23 protein-coding genes and 1 pseudogene are annotated in these 23,414 nt (G+C 73.5%); 15 read left to right on the forward strand and 9 right to left on the reverse strand.

The genetic code is table 11. The features are described from left to right. The first annotated feature begins 272 nt into the window (after positions 1-272). A complete protein-coding gene (locus tag ACIP67_RS23350; protein ID WP_401694238.1) occupies positions 273-1,451 on the forward strand; it encodes a saccharopine dehydrogenase family protein in 1,179 nt (392 codons plus the stop codon). 78 nt (positions 1,452-1,529) lie between these two features. Here ACIP67_RS23350 and mmpA read toward each other — a convergent pair whose 3' ends face one another. The 3 genes from mmpA to ACIP67_RS23365 form a co-directional block, all read right to left on the reverse strand. Then, positions 1,530-1,676, reverse strand: coding sequence for a morphogenic membrane protein MmpA (mmpA, locus tag ACIP67_RS23355; protein WP_401694239.1), 147 nt, complete (start codon positions 1,674-1,676; stop codon positions 1,530-1,532). A gap of 160 nt (positions 1,677-1,836) precedes the next feature. Next, a complete protein-coding gene (locus tag ACIP67_RS23360; RefSeq protein WP_401694241.1) occupies positions 1,837-2,532 on the reverse strand; it encodes an endonuclease V in 696 nt (231 codons plus the stop codon). Between the two features lie 62 nt (positions 2,533-2,594). Further along, positions 2,595-2,921 carry a plasmid stabilization protein gene (locus tag ACIP67_RS23365; protein WP_389521779.1) on the reverse strand — a complete coding sequence of 109 codons (327 nt, stop codon included), beginning with the start codon at positions 2,919-2,921 and terminating at the stop codon, positions 2,595-2,597. Between the two features lie 310 nt (positions 2,922-3,231). On the opposite strand from ACIP67_RS23365, the gene ACIP67_RS23370 reads away from it, so the two are divergent. The 4 genes from ACIP67_RS23370 (at position 3,232) to ACIP67_RS23385 (ending at position 7,708) form a co-directional block, all read left to right on the forward strand. Beyond that, entirely contained in the window at positions 3,232-3,645 is a 414-nt protein-coding gene (locus ACIP67_RS23370) for an SsgA family sporulation/cell division regulator (RefSeq protein ID WP_401694243.1), read from the forward strand. Between the two features lie 289 nt (positions 3,646-3,934). Beyond that, positions 3,935-5,557 (forward strand): ABC-F family ATP-binding cassette domain-containing protein, encoded by a 1,623-nt coding sequence (locus ACIP67_RS23375; protein ID WP_401694246.1) that lies wholly within the window; start codon positions 3,935-3,937, stop codon positions 5,555-5,557. Between the two features lie 175 nt (positions 5,558-5,732). Then, positions 5,733-6,509 carry a dimethylargininase gene (ddaH, locus tag ACIP67_RS23380; protein ID WP_401694247.1) on the forward strand — a complete coding sequence of 259 codons (777 nt, stop codon included), beginning with the start codon at positions 5,733-5,735 and terminating at the stop codon, positions 6,507-6,509. 224 nt (positions 6,510-6,733) lie between these two features. Then, positions 6,734-7,708, forward strand: coding sequence for an acyl-ACP desaturase (locus ACIP67_RS23385; protein ID WP_401694248.1), 975 nt, complete (start codon positions 6,734-6,736; stop codon positions 7,706-7,708). A 249-nt stretch (positions 7,709-7,957) separates the two neighbouring features. Here ACIP67_RS23385 and ACIP67_RS23390 read toward each other — a convergent pair whose 3' ends face one another. Then, the gene (locus tag ACIP67_RS23390) at positions 7,958-8,203 is read right to left on the reverse strand and encodes a WhiB family transcriptional regulator (protein ID WP_401694250.1); all 246 of its coding nucleotides are present in this window, start codon (positions 8,201-8,203) and stop codon (positions 7,958-7,960) included. A gap of 740 nt (positions 8,204-8,943) precedes the next feature. On the opposite strand from ACIP67_RS23390, the gene ACIP67_RS23395 reads away from it, so the two are divergent. Then, entirely contained in the window at positions 8,944-9,735 is a 792-nt protein-coding gene (locus ACIP67_RS23395; RefSeq protein WP_401694252.1) for a VOC family protein, read from the forward strand. A 54-nt stretch (positions 9,736-9,789) separates the two neighbouring features. Here the strand turns inward: ACIP67_RS23395 and ACIP67_RS23400 are convergent, their stop codons facing one another. From ACIP67_RS23400 to ligD, 3 genes are all read right to left on the reverse strand, one after another. Beyond that, positions 9,790-10,839 (reverse strand): LacI family DNA-binding transcriptional regulator, encoded by a 1,050-nt coding sequence (locus ACIP67_RS23400; RefSeq protein WP_401694254.1) that lies wholly within the window; start codon positions 10,837-10,839, stop codon positions 9,790-9,792. A 142-nt stretch (positions 10,840-10,981) separates the two neighbouring features. After that, complete coding sequence (locus tag ACIP67_RS23405; protein ID WP_401694257.1) at positions 10,982-11,920, reverse strand: ornithine cyclodeaminase family protein; 939 nt, start codon at positions 11,918-11,920, stop codon at positions 10,982-10,984. Positions 11,921-11,992: 72 nt separating this feature from the next. Next, positions 11,993-13,018, reverse strand: coding sequence for a non-homologous end-joining DNA ligase (ligD, locus tag ACIP67_RS23410; protein WP_401694260.1), 1,026 nt, complete (start codon positions 13,016-13,018; stop codon positions 11,993-11,995). A gap of 74 nt (positions 13,019-13,092) precedes the next feature. Here ligD and ACIP67_RS23415 point away from each other — a divergent pair, with 74 nt between their 5' ends. Then, positions 13,093-14,178 (forward strand): ATP-dependent DNA ligase, encoded by a 1,086-nt coding sequence (locus ACIP67_RS23415; RefSeq protein ID WP_401694261.1) that lies wholly within the window; start codon positions 13,093-13,095, stop codon positions 14,176-14,178. Positions 14,179-14,304: 126 nt separating this feature from the next. Here ACIP67_RS23415 and ACIP67_RS23420 read toward each other — a convergent pair whose 3' ends face one another. Next, a complete protein-coding gene (locus tag ACIP67_RS23420; protein WP_401694264.1) occupies positions 14,305-15,495 on the reverse strand; it encodes a zinc-dependent alcohol dehydrogenase in 1,191 nt (396 codons plus the stop codon). Between the two features lie 166 nt (positions 15,496-15,661). Beyond that, positions 15,662-16,126: a MarR family winged helix-turn-helix transcriptional regulator gene (locus ACIP67_RS23425; protein WP_401694267.1), complete on the reverse strand. Its 465-nt coding sequence runs from the start codon at positions 16,124-16,126 to the stop codon at positions 15,662-15,664. 211 nt (positions 16,127-16,337) lie between these two features. Between ACIP67_RS23425 and ACIP67_RS23430 the strand changes: the two genes are divergently transcribed. The 8 genes and pseudogenes from ACIP67_RS23430 to ACIP67_RS23465 all read left to right on the forward strand — a co-directional run. Beyond that, positions 16,338-17,114, forward strand: a complete 777-nt coding sequence (locus tag ACIP67_RS23430) for a CoA transferase subunit A (protein WP_401694268.1) — start codon at positions 16,338-16,340, stop codon at positions 17,112-17,114. A gap of 2 nt (positions 17,115-17,116) precedes the next feature. Continuing rightward, on the forward strand, positions 17,117-17,761 hold the full coding sequence (locus ACIP67_RS23435) for a CoA transferase subunit B (protein WP_401694269.1): 645 nt from the start codon (positions 17,117-17,119) through the stop codon (positions 17,759-17,761). Next, positions 17,758-18,960, forward strand: coding sequence for a thiolase family protein (locus tag ACIP67_RS23440; protein WP_401694270.1), 1,203 nt, complete (start codon positions 17,758-17,760; stop codon positions 18,958-18,960). The genes ACIP67_RS23435 and ACIP67_RS23440 overlap by 4 nt, the downstream gene beginning before the upstream one ends. An 8-nt stretch (positions 18,961-18,968) precedes the next feature. After that, on the forward strand, positions 18,969-19,742 hold the full coding sequence (gene pcaH, locus ACIP67_RS23445) for a protocatechuate 3,4-dioxygenase subunit beta (protein WP_401694271.1): 774 nt from the start codon (positions 18,969-18,971) through the stop codon (positions 19,740-19,742). A 6-nt stretch (positions 19,743-19,748) separates the two neighbouring features. Further along, positions 19,749-20,351 (forward strand): protocatechuate 3,4-dioxygenase subunit alpha, encoded by a 603-nt coding sequence (gene pcaG / locus ACIP67_RS23450; RefSeq protein ID WP_401694272.1) that lies wholly within the window; start codon positions 19,749-19,751, stop codon positions 20,349-20,351. Further along, on the forward strand, positions 20,348-21,691 hold the full coding sequence (gene pcaB / locus ACIP67_RS23455; RefSeq protein WP_401694274.1) for a 3-carboxy-cis,cis-muconate cycloisomerase: 1,344 nt from the start codon (positions 20,348-20,350) through the stop codon (positions 21,689-21,691). The genes pcaG and pcaB overlap by 4 nt, the downstream gene beginning before the upstream one ends. Next, positions 21,688-22,812 carry a 3-oxoadipate enol-lactonase gene (pcaD, locus tag ACIP67_RS23460; RefSeq protein WP_401694275.1) on the forward strand — a complete coding sequence of 375 codons (1,125 nt, stop codon included), beginning with the start codon at positions 21,688-21,690 and terminating at the stop codon, positions 22,810-22,812. Before pcaB ends, pcaD begins: the two co-directional genes overlap by 4 nt. A gap of 92 nt (positions 22,813-22,904) precedes the next feature. Continuing rightward, positions 22,905-23,304, forward strand: a pseudogene (locus ACIP67_RS23465) (leucine zipper domain-containing protein); the annotation flags it as partial. Positions 23,305-23,414 lie beyond the last annotated feature (110 nt).

A 23,414-nucleotide genomic window follows, 5' to 3' on the forward strand; every position in this document is an offset into this window, starting at 1 on the left:
GGGCCGGTGGCGTCCGTCGGGCCGGGCGTGTGGGCCGTCCCCGCCGTGCGTGCCGTTGTCATCCAGCCCCCTTGCTGTGACACAACCGATGTAACACCACTGATGCTAGGAACGTGTTCCAGTGGGCACAAGACGCGCGGGAACGGGCGAGCAAGCGCTTGGCCAGTCTAGGCCGGGACGCGGGGTTCCGCTCAGCCGCCGTCCGGCCGCGCTGTGAGCCACGCTAGCCTCAGCCACCGACAGCGGCGCGTGCTGCACGACCAAGGGGTGTCATGGGCAGGATAAGAAGGACGGACCGTCCGTACGACATCGTGCTCTTCGGGGCCACGGGCTTCGTCGGGACGCTCACCGCGGAGTACCTTGCGGCCCACGCGCCGGCGGACCTGCGCTGGGCGATCGCGGGCCGCGACGACACGAAGCTGCGGCGGCTGCGCGACGCGCTCCCCGGCGACGTGCGGCCCGCGGTCCTGCGGGCGGACGTGTCCGACCCGGCCTCGCTGCGCGCCCTCGCCGAGCACGCGCGCGTGGTGGCGACGACGGTCGGCCCGTACGTGCGCCACGGCGAGGACCTGGTGGCGGCCTGCGCGGACACCGGTGCCGACTACGTCGACCTGACGGGTGAGCCGGAGTTCGTGGACCTCATGTACGTCCGGTACGACGCACGCGCGCGGGAGACGGGGGCGCGGCTGGTGCACGCGTGCGGCTTCGACTCCGTCCCGCACGACCTGGGCGTGCACTTCACCGTCGAGCACCTGCCCGAGGGCGTGCCGCTGACCGTGGACGGCTACGTGACCGTCGACGCCTCCTTCTCGGGCGGCACGCTCGCCTCCGCGCTGGGCCAGTTCGCCCGCGGCCGGCACATCGTGGCCGCCGCGCGGGAGCGGCACCGTCACGAACCGCGGCTGATGGGCCGCAGGGCGACGGCACCGCTGGGGGCGCCCCGGTTCGCCCCGGAGGTCGGCGCGTGGGCGCTGCCCCTGCCGACCATCGACCCGCAGATCGTGCGCCGGTCCGCCACGGCGCTGGAGCGCTACGGCCCCGACTTCCGCTACCGGCACTACGCGGCGGTACGACGGCTGCCGGTCGCCGTGGGCGGCACCGCGGCCGTCGGGGCGCTGTTCGCCGCCGCCCAACTGCCGCCGGTGCGGCGCGCGCTGTCGGACCGGCTGAAGCCCGGGGAGGGGCCGAGCGCCGAGAGGCGGGCGCGCAGCCGGTTCTCCGTCCGGTTCGTGGGCGAGGGCGTCGGCCGGCGGGTCTGCACCGAGGTCTCGGGCGGCGACCCGGGCTACGACGAGACGGCGAAGATGTTCGCCGAGGCGGCGCTCGCCCTGTCCTTCGACGACCTCCCGGAGACGGCCGGCCAGGTCACCCCCGCGGTGGCGATGGGCGACGCGCTGACCGGACGGCTGCGCGCCGCGGGCATCCGCTTCCGGGTGGCCGCGAGCCGCTGAGCGGAACTCGGCCGGACGCTCCTGGACCGGCGGTTCCCGCGGTCCTCGAAACAGTCCTGGACCCGCCCTGAACTCGTCCTAGACCGGCCACTCCACCAGCGTGTAGATCATCCCGACGATCCAGGCCAGCCCCGCCAGGGTGGCGAGGACCAGTGCGGCGTTCACGGCGCGTTCGACGGGCCGGTCGGGATCGGTGAGGGGCTGCGGGGCACGGTGCGTGGTCATGCGGGCCAGCCTGCCGGGCGGCGGCCGGGCCCGCATCCGTACATGTACTCAGATCAGATACTCAGATCAGATACTCAGGGCGGGTACTCAGGGCGGGTACTCAGGCTGGGCCGCACGACCAGGCACTCGGGTCAGGTGGCCGGCTGCCGGATCCAGCCGGTCAGGAGCGTGTCGTCGCCTCCAGTAGGGCCCGGCGGCACAGCGCGTCCGCCCTGCGGGTCGTCTCCGGCAGGCGGAACCGGGGGGTGAGCGCGAGGGTGTGGGCGCAGGCGTTGTCCAGGGCGACGCGGTGGCCGACGGACACGAAGACCGGCTTCACGTCCTGGCGGGTCCTGAGCGCACGGCCCACCTCCTCGCCGCCCGCCAGCAGCGGCGACCCGGACCCCCTCGGGGCGTCCGGGTCGTCGTACGTGAAGGTGAACGGGTTCTTGGCGACGCCGATCGTGGGCAGGCCGGTGAGGACCCCGAGGTGGCTGGCGAGGCCGAAGCGGCGGGGGTGGGCGAGGCCGTAGCCGTCGCAGACGACCAGGCCCGGCTCGCAGGGCAGGGCGTCGAGGGCGGCGAGGACGGTGGGGATCTCACGGAAGGCGAGCAGGCCGGGCACGTACGGGAAGGAGATCCGTCCGACGGCCGTGGCCTCGGCCACGACGTCGAGGCTCGCCGCGTCCAGCACGACGGCCGCCGCCGCCACGACGTCGAGCGCGTCGTCGTAGGCGACGTCGACGCCCGTCACCCGGCCCGTGCCGGGCGCGGGGCCCGGCTCGTCCAGCACCACCCTCGCCCGCAGTTCGTCCTGCACGGCGCGGGCCTCGGCGTCGTTCGCGGGCCAGCCCGCCGGAATGCGTACGGTCGTCATGGTGAGGACGAGCGTACGGCTCCCGGGGACCGGCCCGCGAACGGTGCCGCCGGGCGGCCGGGTCAGTCCTTGCCCAGGGCCCGCTGGAGCTGGCTCTTGTTCATGTCCGAACGGCCGTGGATGTTGCGCCGCTTGGCCTCCTCGTACAGCTGGTCGTACGTGGGCCCCTGCGAGCCCTTGCCGGACCGCTGGCCGCCGCGCCTGCCGGACGACATGTCCTGCGTGGAGGTGCGGCTGGCGGTCTTCGACTCACCGGACCGGGCGCGTTCCTTGTTCACCGTGCGGGCGGCGATCTCCTTCGCCCGGTCGGTGCTCTCCCCCCGGTCCTGCGCACTCTTCTTGATGTGCTCGTACTGGCGCTCCCGCTTGGGGCTGGAACCGCGTGGCATGTGCGCTCACTCCTTTCGCCTGCTCCCGACGGGTACCCCGAAACGGCGCGCCGACCGGCCCCGGGTCCGCGGATGTTCCCCCACCGCCGTCACCGTTCGCCCACCGGGGGTCCCGTGCGCCGCGCCCCGCCCCACGGGCCTCAACCGCCCTGAGGGGCACGGGAGGAGAAGTCGGTCACTGCCGTGCATGAAAGGCGGTGACCGAGGTCACTCGCATTCCGTGCGCACGATCGGTCGGTTCCGGCGTCTCTTCCAGTGTCCGGCCCACCGTCCCGGAAGTTTCGTCCCGCCGTCACGAGGGAGCAAGGCGTTGTCCACCGTCATCGAGCAGCCCGTCGAGGCCCGCCTGGTCGCCGCCGCGCCCCGGATGCCGAACATCCCCGCCACGCTGCACTACGACCGACGCGATCCCTTCGCGGTCCGTATGACCTTCCCGGCCCCGGCCACCCTGGAGGGCGTGGACGTCTGCTGGACCTTCGCCCGCGACCTGCTCGCCGCCGGCCTCCACGACGCCGAGGGACACGGCGACGTCCGCGTCCGCCCCTACGGCTACGACCGCACGGTCCTGGAGTTCCGCGCGCCCGAGGGCACCGCGGTGATCCATGTGCACTCGTCGGAGATCCGGCGCTTCCTGCGAGCCACGAGCGACCTGGTGCCGGCCGGCCGGGAGCACCTCCAGCTCGACCTCGACCACGGCCTGGCGGAGCTGATGCGGGACGCGTGACCGACGCGGTGCGGGACGCGTGATTAATGCGTTGACAGCCTTCGCGGCCCGCTCCTACGGTGTGGAACGCTTCTGTTGCCGCCGATTGGAGAAGGACGTTGCTCGTCTGAGGTCCTGAGACACCGCGCCACACCCGCGAGAGGGGTGGGCGTCGCGTGCGACCTCGGCCGTCCGAGCCGTCCTTGCGCAGCAGGGCTCCCTGTGGGCCCGCGCAACCCGCTCCGCAGTGGTCGCCCCCTGGTGTCTCGATACGCGTTGCCCTGACCGCACACGCAACCGCGAGGCCCACTTGTCCGTTTCCGCCACCTGTTCCTCCCTCTCCTTCGCCTGGCCGGACGGCACCGCCGTCTTCGAGGGGCTCGACGTCGCCTTCGGCCCCGGCCGCACCGGACTCGTCGGAGCCAACGGCTCCGGCAAGTCCACCCTGTTGAAGCTGATCGCCGGGGAACTCGCCCCCGCCCACGGCACCGTCCGCGTCGCCGGCGAGGTCGGGTACCTCCCGCAGAACGTCACCCTCGACACCTCCCTCCGCGTCGACGAAGCCCTCGGCATCGCCGCACAGCGGGCCGCGCTGCACGCCATCGAGGACGGTGACGTGTCCGAGGAGCACTTCGAGACCGTCGGCGACGACTGGGACGTAGAGGAGCGCGCCCTGGCCGCCCTCGGCGAGCTCGGACTCGGCCACGTCGACCTGGACCGCACCATCGGCGAGGTGTCGGGCGGCGAGTCGGTGCTGCTGCGGCTGGCCGCGCTGCTGCTGCGCCGCCCGGACGTCCTGCTGCTCGACGAACCCACCAACAACCTCGACCTGTACGCCCGCCGCCGGCTGTACGCGGCCGTGTCGTCCTGGCCGGGCGTGCTGGTCGTGGTCAGCCACGACCGCGGCCTGCTGGAGCTCGTCGACCAGATCGCCGACCTGCACGCCGGCGAGGTCACCTGGTACGGCGGCAACTTCTCCGCCTACGAGGAGGCCCTCGCCACCGGGCAGGAGGCCGCCGAGCGGATGGTGCGCGTCGCGGAGGCCGACCTGCGCAAGCAGCGACGCGAACTGGCCGACGCCCAGGTCAAACTGGCCCGCCGCAAGCGGTACGGCCAGAAGATGGCGGACAGCAAGCGCGAACCGAAGATCGTCATGGGGGCGCGCAAGCGCGCGGCCCAGGAGTCCGCGGGCAAGCACCGCATCCTGCACGAGGAGAGGCTCGCCGAGGCCAGGGAGCGGCTCGACGAGGCCGTGGACGCCGTACGCGACGACGACGAGATCCGCGTCGACCTGCCGTACACGGCCGTACCTCCCGGGCGCGAGGTGCTGACGCTGCGGGACGTGCACCTGGCGTACGGTGCGCGCGTGGCGGGCGGCTTCGACCTGCGCGGGCCCGAGCGGGTCGCGCTGGTCGGACGCAACGGGGCGGGCAAGACCACGCTGCTGCGGACCATCGCCGGGGAGCTGGCGCCGCTGTCGGGCGAGGTGGGCGCACACGTGCCGCTGCGGTTCCTGCCGCAGCGCCTGGACGTCCTGGACGGCGAGCTGACGGTCGCCGAGAACGTGGCCCGGTTCGCGCCCGACGCCACCGGCAACCGGATCCGCGCCCGGCTGGCCCGCTTCCTGTTCCGCGGCGCGCGCGCCGACCGGAAGGCGGCGACGCTCTCCGGCGGGGAGCGGTTCAGGGCCACCCTGGCCGCCCTGATGCTCGCCGAGCCGGCACCCCAGCTGCTGATGCTGGACGAGCCGACGAACAACCTCGACATGGCGAGCGTGCGCCAGCTCACCACGGCCCTCGCGTCGTACGAGGGGGCGCTGGTCGTGGCCAGTCACGACCTGCCGTTCCTGGAGTCGATCGGCATCACCCGCTGGCTGCTGCTGGACGGGGAGCTGCGGGAGACGTCCGCGGAGGAGCTGGCGGATCCCGCGTAGACGCGGGGGTCTCAGGGCGGATTCCGGGTAGACGCACGGGTCTCAGGAGGGGCACAGGCCGGTAACGAGGATTTCGTCCCGGTGGACCGGCCCTGCATGATGGCTGACCGGCGCCGCGTCAGGGGCGCCGGTCAGGGACGGCCCTGACCTCACCACCGATGCGAAAGATCTGGACGTGCCCAGCAAGAAGGCCCTCATCCGCCGCCCCGGCCCGCGCCTCGCCGAAGGCCTGGTGACGCACCTCGAGCGGGAGACGGTCGACGTCGGGCTGGCCGAGGAGCAGTGGGAGGCGTACGCCGAGGCCCTGCGGGCGCACGGCTGGGAGACCCTCGAGGTCGACCCGGCCGACGACTGCCCCGACTCCGTGTTCGTGGAGGACACGGTCGTCATGTACCGGAACGTCGCCCTGATCGCGCGGTCCGGCGCGGAGTCCCGGCGCGCGGAGACCCCCGGCGTCGAGGAGGCCGTGGCCCGGCTCGGCTGCTCGGTCAACTGGATCTGGGAGCCGGGCACCCTGGACGGCGGTGACGTGCTGAAGGTCGGCGACACGATCTACGTCGGCCGCGGCGGCCGGACCAACGCGGCCGGCGTCCAGCAGGTGCGGGAGGCCTTCGAGCCGCTGGGGGCGCGGGTCGTGGCCGTACCGGTGAGCAAGGTGCTGCACCTGAAGTCGGCGGTGACCGCGCTGCCCGACGGCACGGTGATCGGCCACATCCCGAAGGTGGACCGGCCGTCGCTGTTCCCGCGCTTTCTGTCGGTGCCCGAGGAGGCCGGCGCCCACGTGGTGCTGCTGGGCGGCCCCAAGGTGCTGATGGCGGCGAGCGCGCCGCGGACGGCCGGCCTGCTCGCCGACCTCGGGTACGAGCCGGTCGTGGTCGACATCAGCGAGTTCGAGAAACTCGAGGGCTGTGTGACGTGCCTCTCGGTACGCCTGCGGGAACTGTACGCCTGACCCGGTCCGCGGGATCGTCCCGGTGGCCCGGGACCTGCGGTTCCGGGGCCGTCCGCCCTGCCCGGACGCCCTTCGCGAGGCCTACCGGAGAGCGGCTGATCAGGGATCTTTACGGCGCGCTTAACCTACGGCTTCGTAACCTACGGATTCGTAGCCTACGATCCCGTAAGTTCCGGCGCACCGCCGGACGGTTTCCGCTCTGCATCACGTCCCCTGGAGTACCCGTGACGATCGCCTCCCCGCACCTCGGCAGCCCCTCCGTCTGGACCGACGCCCGGCTGCTGTACGCCCTGGAGGAAGTGGTCGAGAAGGAGCTGAACCGGCACCTGAAGGTCGCCAAGGACTGGATGCCGCACGAGTACGTGCCGTTCAGCGACGCCCGCAACTTCCCCGGCTTCTTCGAGGACGGCGAGGCCTGGGACAAGGAGCAGTCGAAGGTCACCGAGGTCGGCCGGATCGCCCTGGTGGTGAACCTGCTGACGGAGGACAACCTCCCCAGCTACCACCACGAGATCGCCTCCCTGTTCGGCCGGGACGGCGCCTGGGGCACCTGGGTGCACCGCTGGACGGCGGAGGAAGGCCGGCACGGCATCGTGATGCGCGACTACCTGCTCGCCTCGCGCGCGGTGGACCCGGACAAGCTGGAGCAGTTCCGGATGGCCCACATGAGCGAGGGCTTCGAGTCCGACAACCGGCACTCGATGCTGCACTCGGTCGCCTACGTCGCCTTCCAGGAGCTCGCCACCCGCATCTCGCACCGCAACACCGGCCACCAGTCGGGCGACCCGGTCTGCGACCGCATGCTGGCCCGCATCGCCACCGACGAGAACCTGCACATGGTCTTCTACCGCAACCTGCTCAAGTCGGCGTTCGAACTCGCGCCCGACCTGACCATGCAGGCCGTGCGGGACGTCGTGGTCGACTTCCGTATGCCCGGTCACGGCATCCCCGGCTTCGAGCGGGCCGCGGCACAGATGGCGATCGGCGAGGTCTACAACCTGCGCATCCACCACGACGACGTCCTCCAGCCGGTGCTGCGCCACCTGAAGGTCATGGAGATCGACGGCCTCGGCCCCGAGGGGCAGAAGGCGCAGGAGGAACTCGGCCTGTTCATGGGCGGCCTGGACGCCGAGGCCGCGAAGTTCGACGAGAAGCTGGCCGCGCGCAAGGCGCGCATGGCGGCCCGCGCCGCCGGCTGACCCACGGCTCCGCCGATTCGACGGACGGCCCGCACCAGGAACGATCTCCCGGTGCGGGCCGTCCGCGTTGCGCAGCCGTTGTCCGCGGCCCGCGGCCCGCAGTCCGCAGTCCGCAGTCCGCAGTCCGCAGTCCGCAGTCCGCAGTCCGCAGTCCGCGGCATCTTGCCGCCTCGGACCGCGGCCGCACGGCCCGCGCGTCCCCGGTTCCCGACCACACCCCCGCGATGCGGTCGCCGGGCCCTCACGGGCTCAGAACGAGGCGCGCCGCAGCTGCAACCGTTCCTTCTCGGACAGGCCGCCCCATACGCCGAAGCGCTCGTCGTTGGCCAGGGCGTACTCGAGGCAGGCGGGGCGCATGTCGCACAGGGTGCAGATGCGCTTGGCCTCCCGCACCGAGCTGCCGGGCTCCGGGAAGAAGAAGTCCGCCCCCGTCTGCGCGCACAGCGCCTCCCGCTGCCAGGTGAGATCGGGCGTCGATGTGGTGTCGGTGTACATGGCCAGCATCGTGGCGAACGGCGAAAAACGTTCGATCAACGCCGGATATACGCGGCGCGGCAGGGCCTCCGGCCGCCCTGATGGTGCCCCGGCCACGGGGCGCGGCGCACGGCGGCGCGCGGGACCGCGGCGAAGGAGGCGATTCCGGCACCGGCATCGGCACCGGGCGCGACCGGTCACCGGCCCTGGCGGAAGCCCCCGCCGCTGACTCCCCGGCCGCTGCCCCTGGTCCGCCCGCCCGCCGACCCGCCACCGGCCCGCCGGCCGGATCGCCGCGTCCGCCCGCCGATGCGCCCACCAGCCCGCCACCGGTGCGCCCACCGGCTCTCCCATCGGCCCGCCACCGGTGCGCCCGCCAGCTCTCCCATCGGCCCGCCACCGGTGCGCCCGCCAGCTCTCCCATCGGCCCGCCACCGGTGCGCCCACCGGCTCTCCCATCGGCCCGCCACCGGTGCGCCCACCGGCTCTCCCATCGGCCCGCCACCGGTGCGCCCACCGGCTCTCCCATCGGCCCGCCGCCGGTGCGCCCACCGGATCGCCGTCTCCCAGCCCGCCCACGCAACCACCCGCCCGCCCGCCACCGGTGCGCCCGCCGGATCGCCGCCGATCCGCCACCCCCTCCGCCCACCGGACCACCGCCCTCTGCCCCCGCGCTACCCCGCCGGGTTCCGGCAGCGGTCGTCGGTGGGCGGTGCGAGACTCGGCAGTGCATCGGCGGGACTTCGACGAGGAGGGCGAAGATGCTCACCACCCGTTTCGTCAACGGCGCTCCGAACTGGATCGACATCGGTACGAGCGACATCGGGCGCGCCTCCGCCTTCTACGGTGCCCTCCTCGGCTGGCGGTTCGAGTCGGCGGGGCCGGACGCCGGGGGCTACGGCTTCTTCCGGCTGGGCGGCGGCATCGCGGCAGGCGGCATGCAGACCACGCCCGAGCAGGGCCCGCCGTCGTGGACGGTGTACTTCCGGTCACCGGACGCCGAGACCACGTGCGGGGCCGCCGAACGGGCGCACGGCAGAGTGCTCTTCCCGCCGATGGAGGTGAGGGACCAGGGCACGATGGCGATCCTCGCCGACCCGGCGGGCGCACCGTTCGGCATCTGGCAGCCCGCGCGGCTCCAGGGCCTGGAGGTGGCGGGAGCGCCGGGCTCGCTGTGCTGGGTCGAGCTGTACACACCGGACGAGGCGGCGGCCGCCGCCTTCTACCACGCCGCCCTGGGCCTGGAGACCTCGGCCGTCTCCTTCCCCGGCGGCGCCTACACCCGGGTCCGTCCGGCGGGCGCCGGGGAGGACGGCGCGTTCGGCGGGGTCGTCCCGTCGGCCGACGCCCCCACGGAGGCGGGGGCGGGGGCGTACTGGCTGCCGTACTTCGCGGTCGTGGACGTGGACGCGGTGGTGGGGGCGGCGCGGGAGCTGGGGGGCGCGGTGCGGCTGGCCGCGACGGACATCGAGGACGTCGGCCGAATCGCCCGTCTCGCCGACCCGGACGGGGCCCGTTTCGCGGTGATCAGTACCGCGCCGCGGCGGGCGTGAGCACGACACGGGATTCCCGTGCGGCGGCCGGTCGGGCCGAACCGCGGTGGCCGGTCAGGCCGAGGCGCGGCGCACCAGCGTGGTCGGCAGGACCACACCGGACGGTGTGGCCTCGACCCCGTCGTCCGGTCCGGCGTGGGGCGTACGGGGGTCGACGCCGCGCAGCAGGAGGCGGGCCATGATCCGGCCCATCTCCTCGATGTCCTGACGGACCGTCGTCAGCGGCGGGTCGGTCTGTTCGGCGACGGGCAGCATGTCGTCGAAGCCGACCACGGCGACGTCCTCGGGCACCCGCAGTCCGCGTTCGCGCAGGACGCGCAGGGCACCCGAGGCGGTGAGGTCGTTGGCGGCGAACACGGCGTCGACGTCGGGGCGGCGGTCGAGCAGTTCCCGCATCGCCCGCTCACCGCCGCCGAAGGTGAAGTCGCTCTCCACGACGAGCCGTGGATCGGTGTCGCCCACGACGTCCCGGAACCCGTCGAGCCGGTCCGCCGCGGAGGTCTGGTCGAGGGGACCGGTGAGGTGGGCGATCCGGCCGCGCCCCAGGCCGGCCAGGTGGCGGACGGCCGCGCGGGCGCCGCCGCGGTTGTCGCTGTCGACGTACACCACGTCGCGGGTGCCGTCGCTCCAGCCGGGGCGGCCGCCGAACACCGTCGGCACTCCGGCGCCCTGGATCAGCCCGGGCAGCGGATCGTCGAGGTGCAGCGAGAAGACCAGGGCGCCGTCGACATGGCCGCCGGCCAGGTAGCGGGCGACCCGGGCATGATCGTCGCGTCCCTCGGTGAGCAGCAGTACGAGCTGGTTGTCGTGGGCCGTCAGTTCCTTGCTGATGCCGCGCAGTTGCAGCGCGAAGAAGGGGTCGGCGAAGATCCGGGTCTCCGGTTCGGCGATGACGACGGCGACGGCGTCGTGCCGCTTCGTCACCAGGCTGCGGGCGGCCTGGTTGGGGACGTACCCGAGTTCCTCCACGGCCCGCCGGACCCGCTCCGCGAGGGGCTTGCGCACGCCGTCCCCGCCGTTGACGACCCGTGAGACCGTGGCCCGGGAGACCCCGGCCCGGGCGGCCACGGCCTCCAGCGTGGGACGCGGCGCTGTCTCGGTCACTGCGGGGCTCCTCCTCGGCGGCTGGGGACAGGATAGCCGCACGCCAGGACGCTGACCGGCGGCGGTGAGAGCGCTCCCCGCCGACGAAAAGGGGGGCGCGCCCCGGCGCCGGCCCCAGGTCGGCGGGTCGGCGGGCGGGCTCTCAGGCCAGCAGGTCGATCCGCCGCCCGACGCCCGTCCGTTCGGCCCGCTCGTACGCGAGCCAGGCGAGTGCCAGGTCCTGCCAGGGCAGGCCGACAGGGGCGTACACGGAGCGGGTGGCGGGGTCCGTGCGCCCGGGATGGTCGCCGCGCAGGATCTCGCCGAGGGTGGCGGCAGCGGCCTTCGGGGGCAGGCCGGCGGAGGCGAGCACGCCCATCTCAGCCGCCGGTTCACGCTCGTCGACGACGAGCAGCGCGGCCTCCAGCAGGTCGCGGGCGAGTTCCCGCTTGCCGGGCTCGTCGGCGCCGAGGCTGGTGACGTGCTGCCCGGCGCGGGTGTCCGCCAGGCGCAGCAGCGGTGTGCGCGACCAGGTCGCCAGCAGGACGACGTCGGCGGCCGCGGCCACCTCCGCGGCCGATCCCGCGGTCCGTCCGACGTGCCGGGCGGCGAACGCGGCGGCCCGGCCGGCGTCCGTGTCGTGGACGACGAGCGCGCGCCGCCCGCGCAGGACGGCGAGTCCGCTCAGCACCAGCTCCGCCTGGGCGCCCGCGCCGACCACCCCGAGGGTACCGTCGGCCCGCCCGGTCAGGACGTGGGTGCCGAGGGCGGCCGCGAGGCCGGTCCGCCAGGCGGTGACCGTGGCGGAGTCGAGGAGGGCGAGCAGTTCGCCGTCCCGTCCGCCGTGCAGGCAGATCACCCCGCGCAGCGCAGGCCGGGCCGCGGGGAACTTGGCGTTGACCTTGACGGTGTACGCCTCGACGCCGGGCAGCAGCCCCGGGATGAGCGCCGTCGCCGTACCGGGGAACGGCAGGTCGGTGCGGATCCGGCGACCCGGTGTCCGTTCCCCGTCCGCTCGGCGGAAGCCCTCCTCCAGGGCGGCCAGGCAGGCTTCGGGGTCCAGGACCGTCTCCAGGTCGCTGCGCGTCAGGGCGAGGGTCATGTCCCCATGATCCCCGGTGTCCGTGCACCCCGGAAGGCGCGGCCCCCGCGCGGGAGCGGGACGTGCGGATCGTCAACGGGCCGGTGGCCGGTCCTTCTTCGCTCGGCTCGGCTGTACCCGTCGGGGTTCGCCCGGCATCTTCGGATACTCGGGCGGGTACGGCAGGTCGCCGAGGCCGTGGTCGCGTTCGTCCTGGGCGGCCAGGTCCAGCAGGGCGTCGAGGGAGTAGGCGTGGTCGTCCATGTCGGCGTGCACGTCGCCGAGTTCGGCGTACCGTGCCGGCATGGTCGCGATGTCGAAGTCGCGGGGGTGGGCCCGGCCGACCTCCTCCCAGCGCAGGGGGGCGGAGACGGGGGCGTGCGGGCGGGGGCGGACGGAGTAGGCGGAGGCGATGGTGCGGTCGCGGGCGGTCTGGTTGTAGTCGATGAAGATGCGTTCGCCACGCTCCTCCTTCCACCACTTGATGGTGACCCGGTCCGGCATACGGCGTTCCATCTCCCGGCCGACGGCGATAGCGGCGCGCCGGACCTGGGTGAACGTCCAGCGCGGCTCGATCGGCACGAAGACGTGCAGGCCGCGGCCGCCGGAGGTCTTGGGCCAGCCGCGCAGCCCGCCGAACTCGTCGAGCAGCTCGCGCAGTTCGTGGGCGGCGCGCACGGCGTCGTCGTAGTCGGTGCCGGGCTGCGGGTCGAGGTCGATGCGGAGTTCGTCGGGGCGGTCGACGTCGGTGCGGCGGACGGGCCAGGGGTGGAAGGTGAGGGTGCCGTACTGCGCGGCCCACAGCACGGCCGCCTCCTCGGTCGGGCACATCTCGTCGGCGGTGCGGCCGCTGGGGAAGGCGATGTGCGCGGTCGGGATCCAGTCGGGCATGCCCTTGGGGGCCCGCTTCTGGAAGAAGGACTCGCCGGTCACGCCGTCCGGGTAGCGCTCCAGGGTGGTGGGGCGGTCGCGCAGGGCGCGCAGGATGCCCGGAGCGACCGCCTGGTAGTAGCGGGCGAGGTCGAGCTTGGTGAAACCGCGCTCCGGGAAGAAGACCTTGTCCGGGCTGGACAGCCGTACCGTCCGGCCGCCCGCCTCCAGTTCCACCGCGTCACCCATGCGAGCCACGGTAGGCGCACCTCGCACAGCGCGCATACCGGGCGATAACCGCTCCGAACGAGCAGAATCGGAGCATGGATCTGCCCGTCATGCCTCCCGTGAAGCCCATGCTCGCCAAGTCGGTGACGGCGATCCCGCCCGGCATGCAGTACGAGGCGAAGTGGGACGGGTTCCGGGCCATCGTGTTCCGCGACGGGCGGGACGTCGAGCTGGGCAGCCGTACCGGCAAGCCGTTGACCAGGTACTTCCCCGAGCTCGTCGCGGCCCTTCTGGCGCGGGTGCCCGAGCGGTGCGTGCTGGACGGCGAGATCGTGATCGCACGGGAGGGGCGGCTGGACTTCGACGCGCTCACCGAGCGCATCCACCCGGCGGACTCGCGGGTGCGCACGCTCGCCGAGCGGACCCCCGCCTCCTTCGTCGCCTTCGACCTGCTGGCGCTGGCCGACCAGTCGCTGCTGGACGTGCCGCTGAGCGACCGGCGGGCGCTGCTGACCAGGGCGCTGGAGGGGGTGACGCCGCCCGTCCACCTGGCGCCGGCGACCCTGGACGTCGAGGTGGCGCGGCGGTGGTTCGAGGAGTACGAGGGCGCGGGCCTGGACGGGGTGGTCGCCAAGCCGCTCACCCTGCGGTACCTCCAGGACGAGCGCGCCATGTTCAAGGTCAAGCACGAGCGCACGGCGGATGTGGTCGTCGCCGGCTACCGGCTGCACAAGAGCGGCCCGGTGGTGGGCTCGCTGTTGCTGGGCCTGTACGACGACCGGGGCGCCCTCCAGCACGTCGGGGTCTCCGCCGCGTTCTCGATGAAGCGCCGGGCGGAGCTGGTCGAGGAGCTGGAGCCGCTGCGCCTGGCGGACGCCGCGGGCCACCCCTGGGCGGCCTGGTCGGACGAGACCGCCCACGAGACGGCCCGGCTGCCCGGGGCGCCGAGCCGCTGGTCGGGCAAGAAGGATTTGTCCTGGGTGCCGCTCGCACCGGAGCGGGTGGCCGAGGTGGCCTACGACCACATGGAGAACGGCGCGCGTTTCCGGCACACGGCCCGCTTCCGCCGCTGGCGCCCGGACCGGACACCGGAGAGCTGCACGTACGCGCAACTGGAGGAGCCGGTGCGCTACGACCTGGCGGAGATCCTCGGCGCACCGCCCCGGACAGCGCCCTCCTGAGGCCCGCAGGCCCGCGGCGGGTCCCGCACCGGGGGCGCACGCCACCGGGGACGCACGCCACCGGGGACGCACGCCGGGGGCCGCCAGGAGGGCCGCGCCTCAGGCGGCGTGCTCACAGCGGTGTTCTCACGGCGTCATGAGGACCTTCACCGCGCCGTCCCGCTTCCGCTGGAACATCTCGTACGCCTTGGGCGCCTCCGACAGCGGCAGCCGGTGGGTGGCGAAGTCGTCGACGCCGAGGGGGTCCTCGTCCGTGAGGTACGGGATGATGTCGTCGGTCCAGCGGCGCACGTTGGCCTGGCCCATCCGGATCTGGATCTGCTTGTCGAACAGGGTGAGCATGGGCATCGGGTCGGCCATGCCGCCGTAGACGCCGACCAGGGAGAGCGTCCCGCCGCGCCGCACCAGTTCGATGGCGGTGTGCAAGGCGGCGAGCCGGTCGATGCTGAACCGCTCGGCGAGGGGGCCGCCGATCTTGCGCGGCAGCAGGGCGGAGGCGTTCTGGACGAGACGTGCGGCGGCGCTGCCGTGGGCCTCGGTGCCGACGGCGTCGATCACGGCGTCGGGGCCGCGGCCGTCGGTCTCGTCGCGGATCGCGGCGACCAGTTCCTTCTCGCTGTCGAAGTTCCGCAGGTCGTACGTCTCCACGCCCCGCGCCTTGGCCCGGCGCAGCCGGTCGCCGACCAGGTCCACGCCGATCACCCGTCCGGCACCGCGCACCTGGGCGACCCGGCAGGCCATGTCGCCGATGGGCCCGAGGCCGAGCACGGCCACGGTGCCGCCCTCGGGGACGTCGGCGTAGGAGACCGCCTGCCAGGCGGTGGGCAGGACGTCGGAGAGGTAGACGAAGCGGTCGTCGGACGGTCCCTCGGGGACCTTGATGGGCCCGAACTGGGCCTGCGGGACGCGCAGGTACTCGGCCTGGCCGCCGGGCACCGCGCCGTACAGGCGGGTGTAGCCGAACAGGGCGGCGCCCATGCCCTCGCCGGTCACCTGGGTGGTCTCGCACTGCGTGGGCAGGGCGTTCAGGCACATCCAGCAGCCGCCGCAGGCGATCTGGAAGGGCACCACGACCCGGTCACCGGCCTTCAGGTCCGGGACGGCCGGGCCGACCTCCTCGACGATGCCCATGGGTTCGTGTCCGAGGATGTCGCCGGGGGTCATGAACGGGGTGAGCACCTCGTAGAGGTGCAGGTCGGAACCGCACAGTCCGGTGGACGTGACGCGGATGACGGCGTCCGTCGGTTCCTGGATCTTCGGGTCGGGCACGGTCTCCACCCGTACGTCCCGCTTCCCCTGCCAGGTCACTGCCTTCATCGTGCCGCGCTCCCTCCACCGAGTTTGGGGGTCCCGCCGTGTCGGGGGGCCTGGTCCTGGGCTCCGCCCGGGTACCCGGCGGCGGTGCCCCGAACCGCGCGGGCGCCCCGGCCGGTCCGGGCCGGTCTCCCCCGCGGAGGGTGCGGGAAGCTGCCGGCCCGCGGGGTCAGGAAGGCGTGACGAGGGGTTCCACGGGGTTGCGGAGTCCTTCGGTCGCGTCCGAGACGCGCCGGATGAGGTCGAAGAAGACGACCTGCTCCTCGGCGGAGAGCGGGGCCAGGAAGACCTGGTTCATCCGGGCCGTGCGCACGCTCAGCTTGCGGTGGACGCGCTGGCCCTCGTCGGTGAGGCGCAGCAGGAAGCGGCGGCCGTCCTGCGGGTCGCGGACCTTGTCGACCAGTTCGCGCCGGCCGAGCCGGCTGATCACCTCGGCGATGGTGGAGCGGTCCAGCCCCACCCGTTCGCCCACGGTGCGCTGGTCCAGGCCGGGCTCGGCGACGAGCGCGTTCAGCACCGCGAACTGCGGTGAGGTGATCTCCTCGGAAACCATCGTGTTCCACAGCAGGTAGTGCGCCTGCTGCAACCGGCGGGCCAGGTGCCCGGGGTGGGAGGAAAGGTCCACCGCGGCCATGTGCGCTCCCGAGATCGTATTCGTTGGTGCACTGAACGATACCGTGCGGGAGCCGGGCCCGCCTCCAGGCAGCCAATGTGATCTGACCTGCACTTTCACCGAGGTCTTGACGCCTCGCTCCCCCGATGGCAGCGTGATGGACACCTCGCTGAAATAATCAGTGCCCTGATTAATTGACGACCTGGGCGCTCGGACGGATGGGGCTTCACGGATGGACAAGGTGGTCGCCACGGCCCTGGAGGCTGTGGCCGATGTGCCGGAGGGTGCGTCGCTCGCGGTGGGCGGCTTCGGGTTGAGCGGTGTCCCGAACGTACTGATCCAGGCACTGTACGAGCGCGGGGTCGGCTCTCTGAGCGTCGTCTCCAACAACTGCGGGGCGATGGAGTCGGGGCTGGCGGTCCTGCTGGCCGCCGGGCGGATCGTCCGGGTGACCGGCTCCTACATCGGCGCGAACAAGGAGTTCGCCCGCCAGTACCTCGCCGGTGAGCTGGAGGTCGAGCTGATCCCGCAGGGCACGCTCGCCGAGCGGCTGCGGGCCGGCGGCGCCGGCATCCCCGCGTTCTTCACCCCGGCCGGGGTGGGCACGCAGGTCGCCGACGGCGGTCTGCCGTGGCGCTACGACGGCAACGGCGGTGTCGCGCTGGCCTCGCCGCCGAAGGAGGTGCGGGAGTTCGACGGCACCGAGTACGTGCTGGAGCGGGGTATCCGCACCGACTTCGCGCTGGTGCGCGCCGCGAAGGGCGACCGGCACGGCAACCTGGTGTTCAACAAGTCCTCCCGCAACTTCAACCCCCTCGCGGCGATGGCCGGCAAGGTCACGATCGCCGAGGTCGAGGAGCTGGTGGAGCCCGGCGAGATCGAGCCGGACGCGGTGCACCTGCCGGGGATCTTCGTGCAGCGGGTGATCGCGCTGACCCCGGAGCAGGCGGCGGACAAGAAGATCGAGCGGCGCACGGTCTCCGCGCCGGCAGAGGGAACGGTGGCCTGATCATGGCGTGGACACGGGAAGAGATGGCGGCCCGCGCGGCCCGCGAACTCCAGGACGGTCAGTACGTCAACCTGGGCATCGGTCTGCCGACGCTGATCCCGAACTACCTCCCGGCGGACGTGGAGGTGATCCTGGAGTCGGAGAACGGCATCCTGGGCACCGGCCCCTACCCCACCGACGAGCAGGTCGACCCGGACCTGATCAACGCCGGCAAGGAGACCGTGACGGTCCTGCCGGGCGCCTCCTTCTTCGACTCGGCGCTGTCGTTCGGCATGATCCGCGGCGGTCACATCGACGTCGCCGTGCTCGGCGCGATGCAGGTGTCCGAGACCGGCGACCTGGCCAACTGGGCGATCCCCGGCAAGATGATCACCGGCATCGGCGGGGCGATGGACCTGGTCCACGGCGCCCGCACGGTCATCGTCGTCATGACGCACACCGCCAAGGACGGCAGCCCGAAGATCGTCGCCGAGTGCGCGCTGCCCCTGACCGGCAAGGCGTGCGTGAACCGGATCATCACCGACCTCGGCGTCCTCGACGTCACGGAGAACGGGCTGGTCCTCGTCGAGACCGCCCCCGGGGTGAGCGCCGACGAGATCGTCGCCAAGACCGACGCCAAGGTGACCCTGACGGAGGAAGTGCAGTGAAGGACGTCTACATCGTCGACGCGGTCCGCACCCCGATCGGCCGCTACAACGGCGCCCTCGCCCCGGTGCGTCCCGACGACCTCGGCGCGCACGCCATCCGCGAGCTCCTGGCCCGCACCCCCGAGCTGGACCCCTCCCGCATCGAGGACGTCTACTTCGGCAACGCCAACGGCGCCGGCGAGGAGAACCGCAACGTCGGCCGCATGGCCGCCCTGCTGGCGGGCCTGCCGACCTCGGTGCCCGGCGTGACCGTCAACCGGCTGTGCGCCTCCGGCCTGGAGGCCGTGATCCAGGCGGCCCGCGCCATCGCCGTCGGCGACGCCTCCATCGCCGTGGCCGGCGGTGTGGAGTCGATGACCCGCGCCCCCTACGTGCTGCCCAAGTCCGACCGGCCGTTCCCGGCCGCGCACACCGAGCTGTACTCGACCACGCTCGGCTGGCGGATGGTCAACCCGAAGATGGACCCCCAGTGGACGATCCCGCTGGGCGAGTCGGCCGAACTCATCGCCGAGAAGCACAAGATCAGCCGCGAGCAGCAGGACGAGTTCGCGCTCGCCTCGCACCGCAAGGCGGCCGCCGCGCAGGCGGAGGGCCTGTTCGACGCCGAGCTCGCGCCGGTGACGATCCCGCGGCGCAAGGGCGACCCGCAGGTCGTCGCCGCCGACGAGAGTGTCCGCGCGGACGCCTCCCTGGAGGCGATGGCCAAGCTGAAGCCGTCGTTCCGCACGGAGAACGGCACGGTGACGGCGGGCAACGCCTCCCCCCTCAACGACGGCGCCGCCGCCCTGCTGCTGGTCGACGAGGAGGGCCTGGCCGCCACCGGCCGCGAACCCCTCGCCCGCGTCTCCGCCACGGGTGTGTCGGGAATCGACCCGCAGTACTTCGGGCTCGCCCCCGTCGAGGCGGTCAACCGCGCGCTGGCCAAGGCCGGCAAGGGCTTCGGTGACCTGTCGGTGCTGGAGCTGAACGAGGCCTTCGCCGCCCAGGTGCTGGGCTGTGTGGCCGAGTGGCCCGAGTTCGACCCGGAGATCCTCAACCCGCAGGGCGGAGCGATCGCCCTCGGCCACCCGCTCGGCGCGTCCGGCGCCCGCCTCGCCGGCACGGTCGCCCACCAGCTCGCCCGCCGCGGCAGCGGCATCGGCGTCGCCACCCTCTGCATCGGCGTGGGCCAGGGCCTCGCCCTCGTCCTCGAACGCTAGGAATCCCCATGACTCTCACGCAAGCGGACATCGACCTGGAGATCGCGGCCGAGCACGCCGCGTACGAGAAGCGGATCGCCGAGGGCGCCCCCGTCGAGCACCAGCCGCGCCGCGACTACGCCCCCTACCGCTCCTCGGTGCTGCGCCACCCGAAACAGCCGCTGGTCGCGATCGACGTGAACAAGGACCCGGAGCTGGTGGAGCTGGCCTCCCCCGCCTTCGGCGAGCGCGACATCACCGAGATCGACAACGACCTGACCCGGCAGCACACCGGCGAACCGGTCGGCGAGCGCATCACCGTCTCCGGCCGGCTGCTCGACCGCGACGGCCGCCCGATCCGGGGCCAGCTGATCGAGATCTGGCAGGCCAACTCGGCAGGCCGCTACGCCCACCAGCGCGAGCAGCACGACGCGCCGCTGGACCCGAACTTCACCGGCGTGGGCCGCACCCTCAGCGGCGACGACGGCTCCTACCACTTCACCACCATCCAGCCGGGCCCGTACCCGTGGCGCCAGCACGTGAACGCCTGGCGGCCGGCGCACATCCACTTCTCGCTCTTCGGCACGGCCTTCACCCAGCGGCTCGTGACGCAGATGTACTTCCCGAGCGACCCGCTGTTCCCGTACGACCCGATCATCCAGTCGGTGACGGACGACGCGGCCCGGCAGCGGCTCGTCGCCACCTACGACCACAACCTGTCGGTGCCGGAGTTCTCCATGGGCTACCACTGGGACATCGTGCTCGACGGCCCGAACGCCACCTGGATCGAAGAGGGACGCTGACCTGCCATGACGAAGATCGACACGAGCCGTCCCGAGACCGTGCTGCCCACCGCGTCGCACACGGTCGGCCCCTTCTACGGCCACGCCCTGCCGTTCCGCGGCGGCGAGGACATCGCGCCCCACGGGCACGCGGACACGATCACCGTGCACGGATACGTGTACGACGGTGAGGGCAACGGGCTGCCGGACGCCCTGGTGGAGCTGTGGGGTCCCGACCCGGAGGGCAACGTGCCCACGGCCGACGGCTCGATGCGCCGCGACCCGTCGTCCGGCGGCTTCCTGGGCCGCAACGGCGTGGAGTTCACCGGTTTCGGCCGCATCCAGACCGACGCGAACGGCCACTGGTACGCCCGGACGCTGCGCCCCGGCGCCCGCGGGCACAGCGCCCCCTACCTCAGCGTGTGCGTGTTCGCGCGCGGACTGCTGGTGCACCTGTTCACCCGCATCTACCTGCCGGGCGACGACGCCGTGCTCGCGGCCGACCCGCTGCTCACCCAGGTGGGCGACCGGCGCGACACGCTGATCGCGCAGGCCGAGGGCAACGGCACCTACCGTTTCGACATCCGCCTTCAGGGCGAAGGCGAGACGGTCTTCCTGGAGTTCCAGTGACACCCGCTGTCCCCGATGTCCCCTCCGACGCCGGTCTGCTCGCCCCCGGGTGGACCGGCGCCCCCGCCGCCTCCGCGACGAGCGACGGCGCCTTCCTGCGGGCGCTGCTCGACGCGGAGGCCGCGCTGACCCGCGCCCAGGCCTCCCTGGGCCTGGCCCCCGCCGGGGCCGCGGCGGCGGTCACCGAGGCCGCCGCCGCGGACGCCTACGACGTACGGTCGCTGGCGGAGCGCGCCCGCGGCGGCGGGAACCCGGTGATCCCCCTGGTCGCGGACCTCACGAAGACGGCCGGCCCGGAGTACGGGCCGTACGTCCACCGGGGGGCCACCAGCCAGGACATCATGGACACGGCGACCATGCTGGTCGCCGTGCGCGCCCTGGCGCTCGTCCTGGCCGACCTCGACCGCACGCAGCGCGCGCTGGCGCGGCTCGCCGCCGAGCACCGGGACACGCCGATGCCGGGGCGCACGCTCACCCAGCACGCCGTCCCGACGACCTTCGGGCTGAAGGCGGCCGGCTGGCGGTCCCTGGTGCTGGACGCGCGGGACCGCGTGACGGCCGTACGGGACGCGCTGCCCGCCCAGCTCGGCGGCGCGGCCGGCACCCTGGCCGCCTTCACGGCGTACGGTGCCGCCGACGCGACCGCGCTGCCCGCCGCGTACGCCCGTGAACTGGGCCTGGCCGCACCGGTGTTGCCGTGGCACACGCTGCGCACGCCGGTCGCCGACCTCGCCGGGTGCCTGGCCTTCACGGCCGGGGCGCTGGGGAAGCTGGCGGCCGACGTCCTCACCCTCGCCCGCACCGAGACCGCCGAGGTCGCGGAGGGCAGCGGGGGCGGCTCGTCGGCGATGCCGCACAAGGCGAACCCGGTGCGGTCCACGCTGATCGCGGCCGCCGCCCGGCGCGCCCCGCAGCTCGCGGCCACGCTGTACGGGTCGCTGGTGGCCGAGGACGAGCGGCCGGCCGGGGCCTGGCACGCCGAGTGGGAGCCGCTGCGGGACCTGCTGCGGCTGGTGGGCGGGGCCGCCCGGGACGCCGCCGAGCTGACGGAGGGCCTGCGGGTGCACCCGGACGCCATGCGCGCGCACCTCGACCTCACCCACGGGCTGATCGTCTCCGAGCGGCTGTCCGCCGAGCTGTCGGCCGTGCTCGGCCGCGCCCGCGCCAAGGAACTCCTCACCCGGCTCGCACCGCGCACCTACGCCGAAGGCCGTTCGCTGGCCGACCTCCTCGCCGAGGAACCGGAGCTGAAGGACGTCGACCTCGGCGACCTCACCGACCCCGCCCGCTACACCGGCTCCGCCGGAGCCCTCACCGACCGTGCGCTGGAGCGACGTTGACCGAGAAACTGCTCAACCACCGTGCCGAGGGGCCCGCTTCCGCTCCGCCGCTGCTGCTCGGGCCGTCCCTGGGCACCTCGTACGCCCTGTGGGACAAGGTCGCGCCCGAGCTGTCCATCACCCACCGGGTGGTCCGCTTCGACCTCCCCGGGCACGGGGGCTCCGACGCCGGCCTGATCGGCCCCGGCGCCACCGTCGGCGACCTGGCCGGCCTGGTGCTGGATCTCGCCGACTCCCTCGGCCTGGAGCGGTTCGCGTACGCCGGGGTGTCGCTGGGCGGCGCGGTCGGACTGCACCTGGCGCTGCACCACCCCGAGCGGGTGTCGTCGCTCGCCGTGATCTGCTCGTCCGCCCACTTCAACGGGGCCGGGCCGTGGCAGGAGCGGGCCGCGCTGGTCCGGCGCGAGGGACTGGCCGGCCTGGCGGAGAGCGCCGACGCCCGCTGGTTCACGCCCGGTTTCACCGTGCCGGAGCTGGTCGCCGACCACCGTGACGCCGACCCCGGGGCGTACGCCGCCTGCTGCGAGGCGCTGGCCGCGTTCGATCTGCGGGAGCGGCTGGCGGAGATCTCGGTGCCCACCCTGCTGGTCGCCGGCCGCGAGGATCCCGCGACGCCGCCCGCGCACCTGCGGGAGATCGCGGACGCGGTGCCGGGCGCCGCGCTCACGGAGATCCCGGGCGCCTCGCACCTCGCGCCCGCGGAGCGCCCCGAGGCCGTGCTGACCGCGCTGCGCGCGCACTTCTCCGGTGGCGCGAAGCGGGGCATGGAGGTACGGCGGCAGGTGCTCGGCGACGCGCACGTGGACCGGGCACAGTCCCGGCAGACGCCGTTCACCGCCCGGTTCCAGGACTTCATCTCGCGCTACGCCTGGGGCGAGATCTGGACCGACCCGACCCTCAGCCGCCGCGAACGCAGCATGATCACGCTGACCGCGCTGGTGGCGCACGGCCACTACGACGAACTGGCCATGCACGTCCGCGCCGCCCGCCGCAACGGGCTCTCCCCCGAGGAGATCGGCGCCGTCCTGCTCCAGACGGCCGTCTACTGCGGGGTCCCGGCGGCGAACTCGGCCTTCGCGACGGCCCAGCGGGTGCTGGCGGAGGAGGACCAGGCGGATTGATCACCAGCGTCGGTGACGTCTGCCGGGCTTGATCATGGCGAAGACCTCCGGTGTGGTGGAGTTGTCCAGGACCGCACCGCACGGAGGTCTTCGTGTCCCACCGTCATGCCCGGCTGACCGTTCACGGCAGGCGGCGGCTGCTGGTCGAACGGGGCTGTTCCGGTCGCCCGGCCGCACGTGTCGCGGCCGAGACGGGCATCTCGCGCGTCACGGCCCACACGTGGATGCGCCGCCGGCGAGCGGAGGGCGAGCAGGGGCCGCACGACCGCTCCAGCCGTCCGCTGACCGCCCCCGCCCCCACCGCACGGCGGCGGCGGTGCAGGCCCGGGTGTGCCAGCTGCGCCAGGACCGCGAACTCGGCCCGCCCCCCTCCGCCCGGTCGTGGGCCTGCCCGCCTCGACCGCGCACCGCATCCTGATCCGGCTCGCCTTCCTGGACGGGCCCACCGGCCAGGTCATCCGCCGCGACGAACGCGATCGACCCGGCGAGCTCACGAGCGGGCAGGCGTGCTCACAGCCGGACCGATGCGGGCTTGCCTGGATCGCCGATCCGAGTTCCAGATTCCGTGATGCGTGGGCGTTGTCTGACGCAGGGTCTTCTCG

Origin of the sequence: Streptomyces sp. NPDC088812, assembly GCF_044750285.1 — a bacterium.
GTDB lineage: Bacteria > Actinomycetota > Actinomycetes > Streptomycetales > Streptomycetaceae > Streptomyces.

Excerpts from the sequence above, each read along its gene's own strand:
- ACIP67_RS23405 (WP_401694257.1), bottom strand. The coding sequence starts at position 11,920 with ATGACCCTCGCCCTGACGCGCAGCGACCTGGAGACGGTCCTGGACCCC.
- ACIP67_RS23430 (WP_401694268.1), top strand. The coding sequence starts at position 16,338 with ATGGACAAGGTGGTCGCCACGGCCCTGGAGGCTGTGGCCGATGTGCCG.
- ACIP67_RS23420 (WP_401694264.1), bottom strand. The coding sequence starts at position 15,495 with ATGAAGGCAGTGACCTGGCAGGGGAAGCGGGACGTACGGGTGGAGACC.
- mmpA (WP_401694239.1), bottom strand. The coding sequence starts at position 1,676 with ATGACCACGCACCGTGCCCCGCAGCCCCTCACCGATCCCGACCGGCCC.
- ACIP67_RS23360 (WP_401694241.1), bottom strand. The coding sequence starts at position 2,532 with ATGACGACCGTACGCATTCCGGCGGGCTGGCCCGCGAACGACGCCGAG.
- ACIP67_RS23415 (WP_401694261.1), top strand. The coding sequence starts at position 13,093 with ATGGATCTGCCCGTCATGCCTCCCGTGAAGCCCATGCTCGCCAAGTCG.
- ACIP67_RS23365 (WP_389521779.1), bottom strand. The coding sequence starts at position 2,921 with ATGCCACGCGGTTCCAGCCCCAAGCGGGAGCGCCAGTACGAGCACATC.
- ACIP67_RS23425 (WP_401694267.1), bottom strand. The coding sequence starts at position 16,126 with ATGGCCGCGGTGGACCTTTCCTCCCACCCCGGGCACCTGGCCCGCCGG.
- ACIP67_RS23395 (WP_401694252.1), top strand. The coding sequence starts at position 8,944 with ATGCTCACCACCCGTTTCGTCAACGGCGCTCCGAACTGGATCGACATC.
- ACIP67_RS23390 (WP_401694250.1), bottom strand. The coding sequence starts at position 8,203 with ATGTACACCGACACCACATCGACGCCCGATCTCACCTGGCAGCGGGAG.
- ACIP67_RS23435 (WP_401694269.1), top strand. The coding sequence starts at position 17,117 with ATGGCGTGGACACGGGAAGAGATGGCGGCCCGCGCGGCCCGCGAACTC.
- pcaG (WP_401694272.1), top strand. The coding sequence starts at position 19,749 with ATGACGAAGATCGACACGAGCCGTCCCGAGACCGTGCTGCCCACCGCG.
- ACIP67_RS23350 (WP_401694238.1), top strand. The coding sequence starts at position 273 with ATGGGCAGGATAAGAAGGACGGACCGTCCGTACGACATCGTGCTCTTC.
- ligD (WP_401694260.1), bottom strand. The coding sequence starts at position 13,018 with ATGGGTGACGCGGTGGAACTGGAGGCGGGCGGCCGGACGGTACGGCTG.
- pcaH (WP_401694271.1), top strand. The coding sequence starts at position 18,969 with ATGACTCTCACGCAAGCGGACATCGACCTGGAGATCGCGGCCGAGCAC.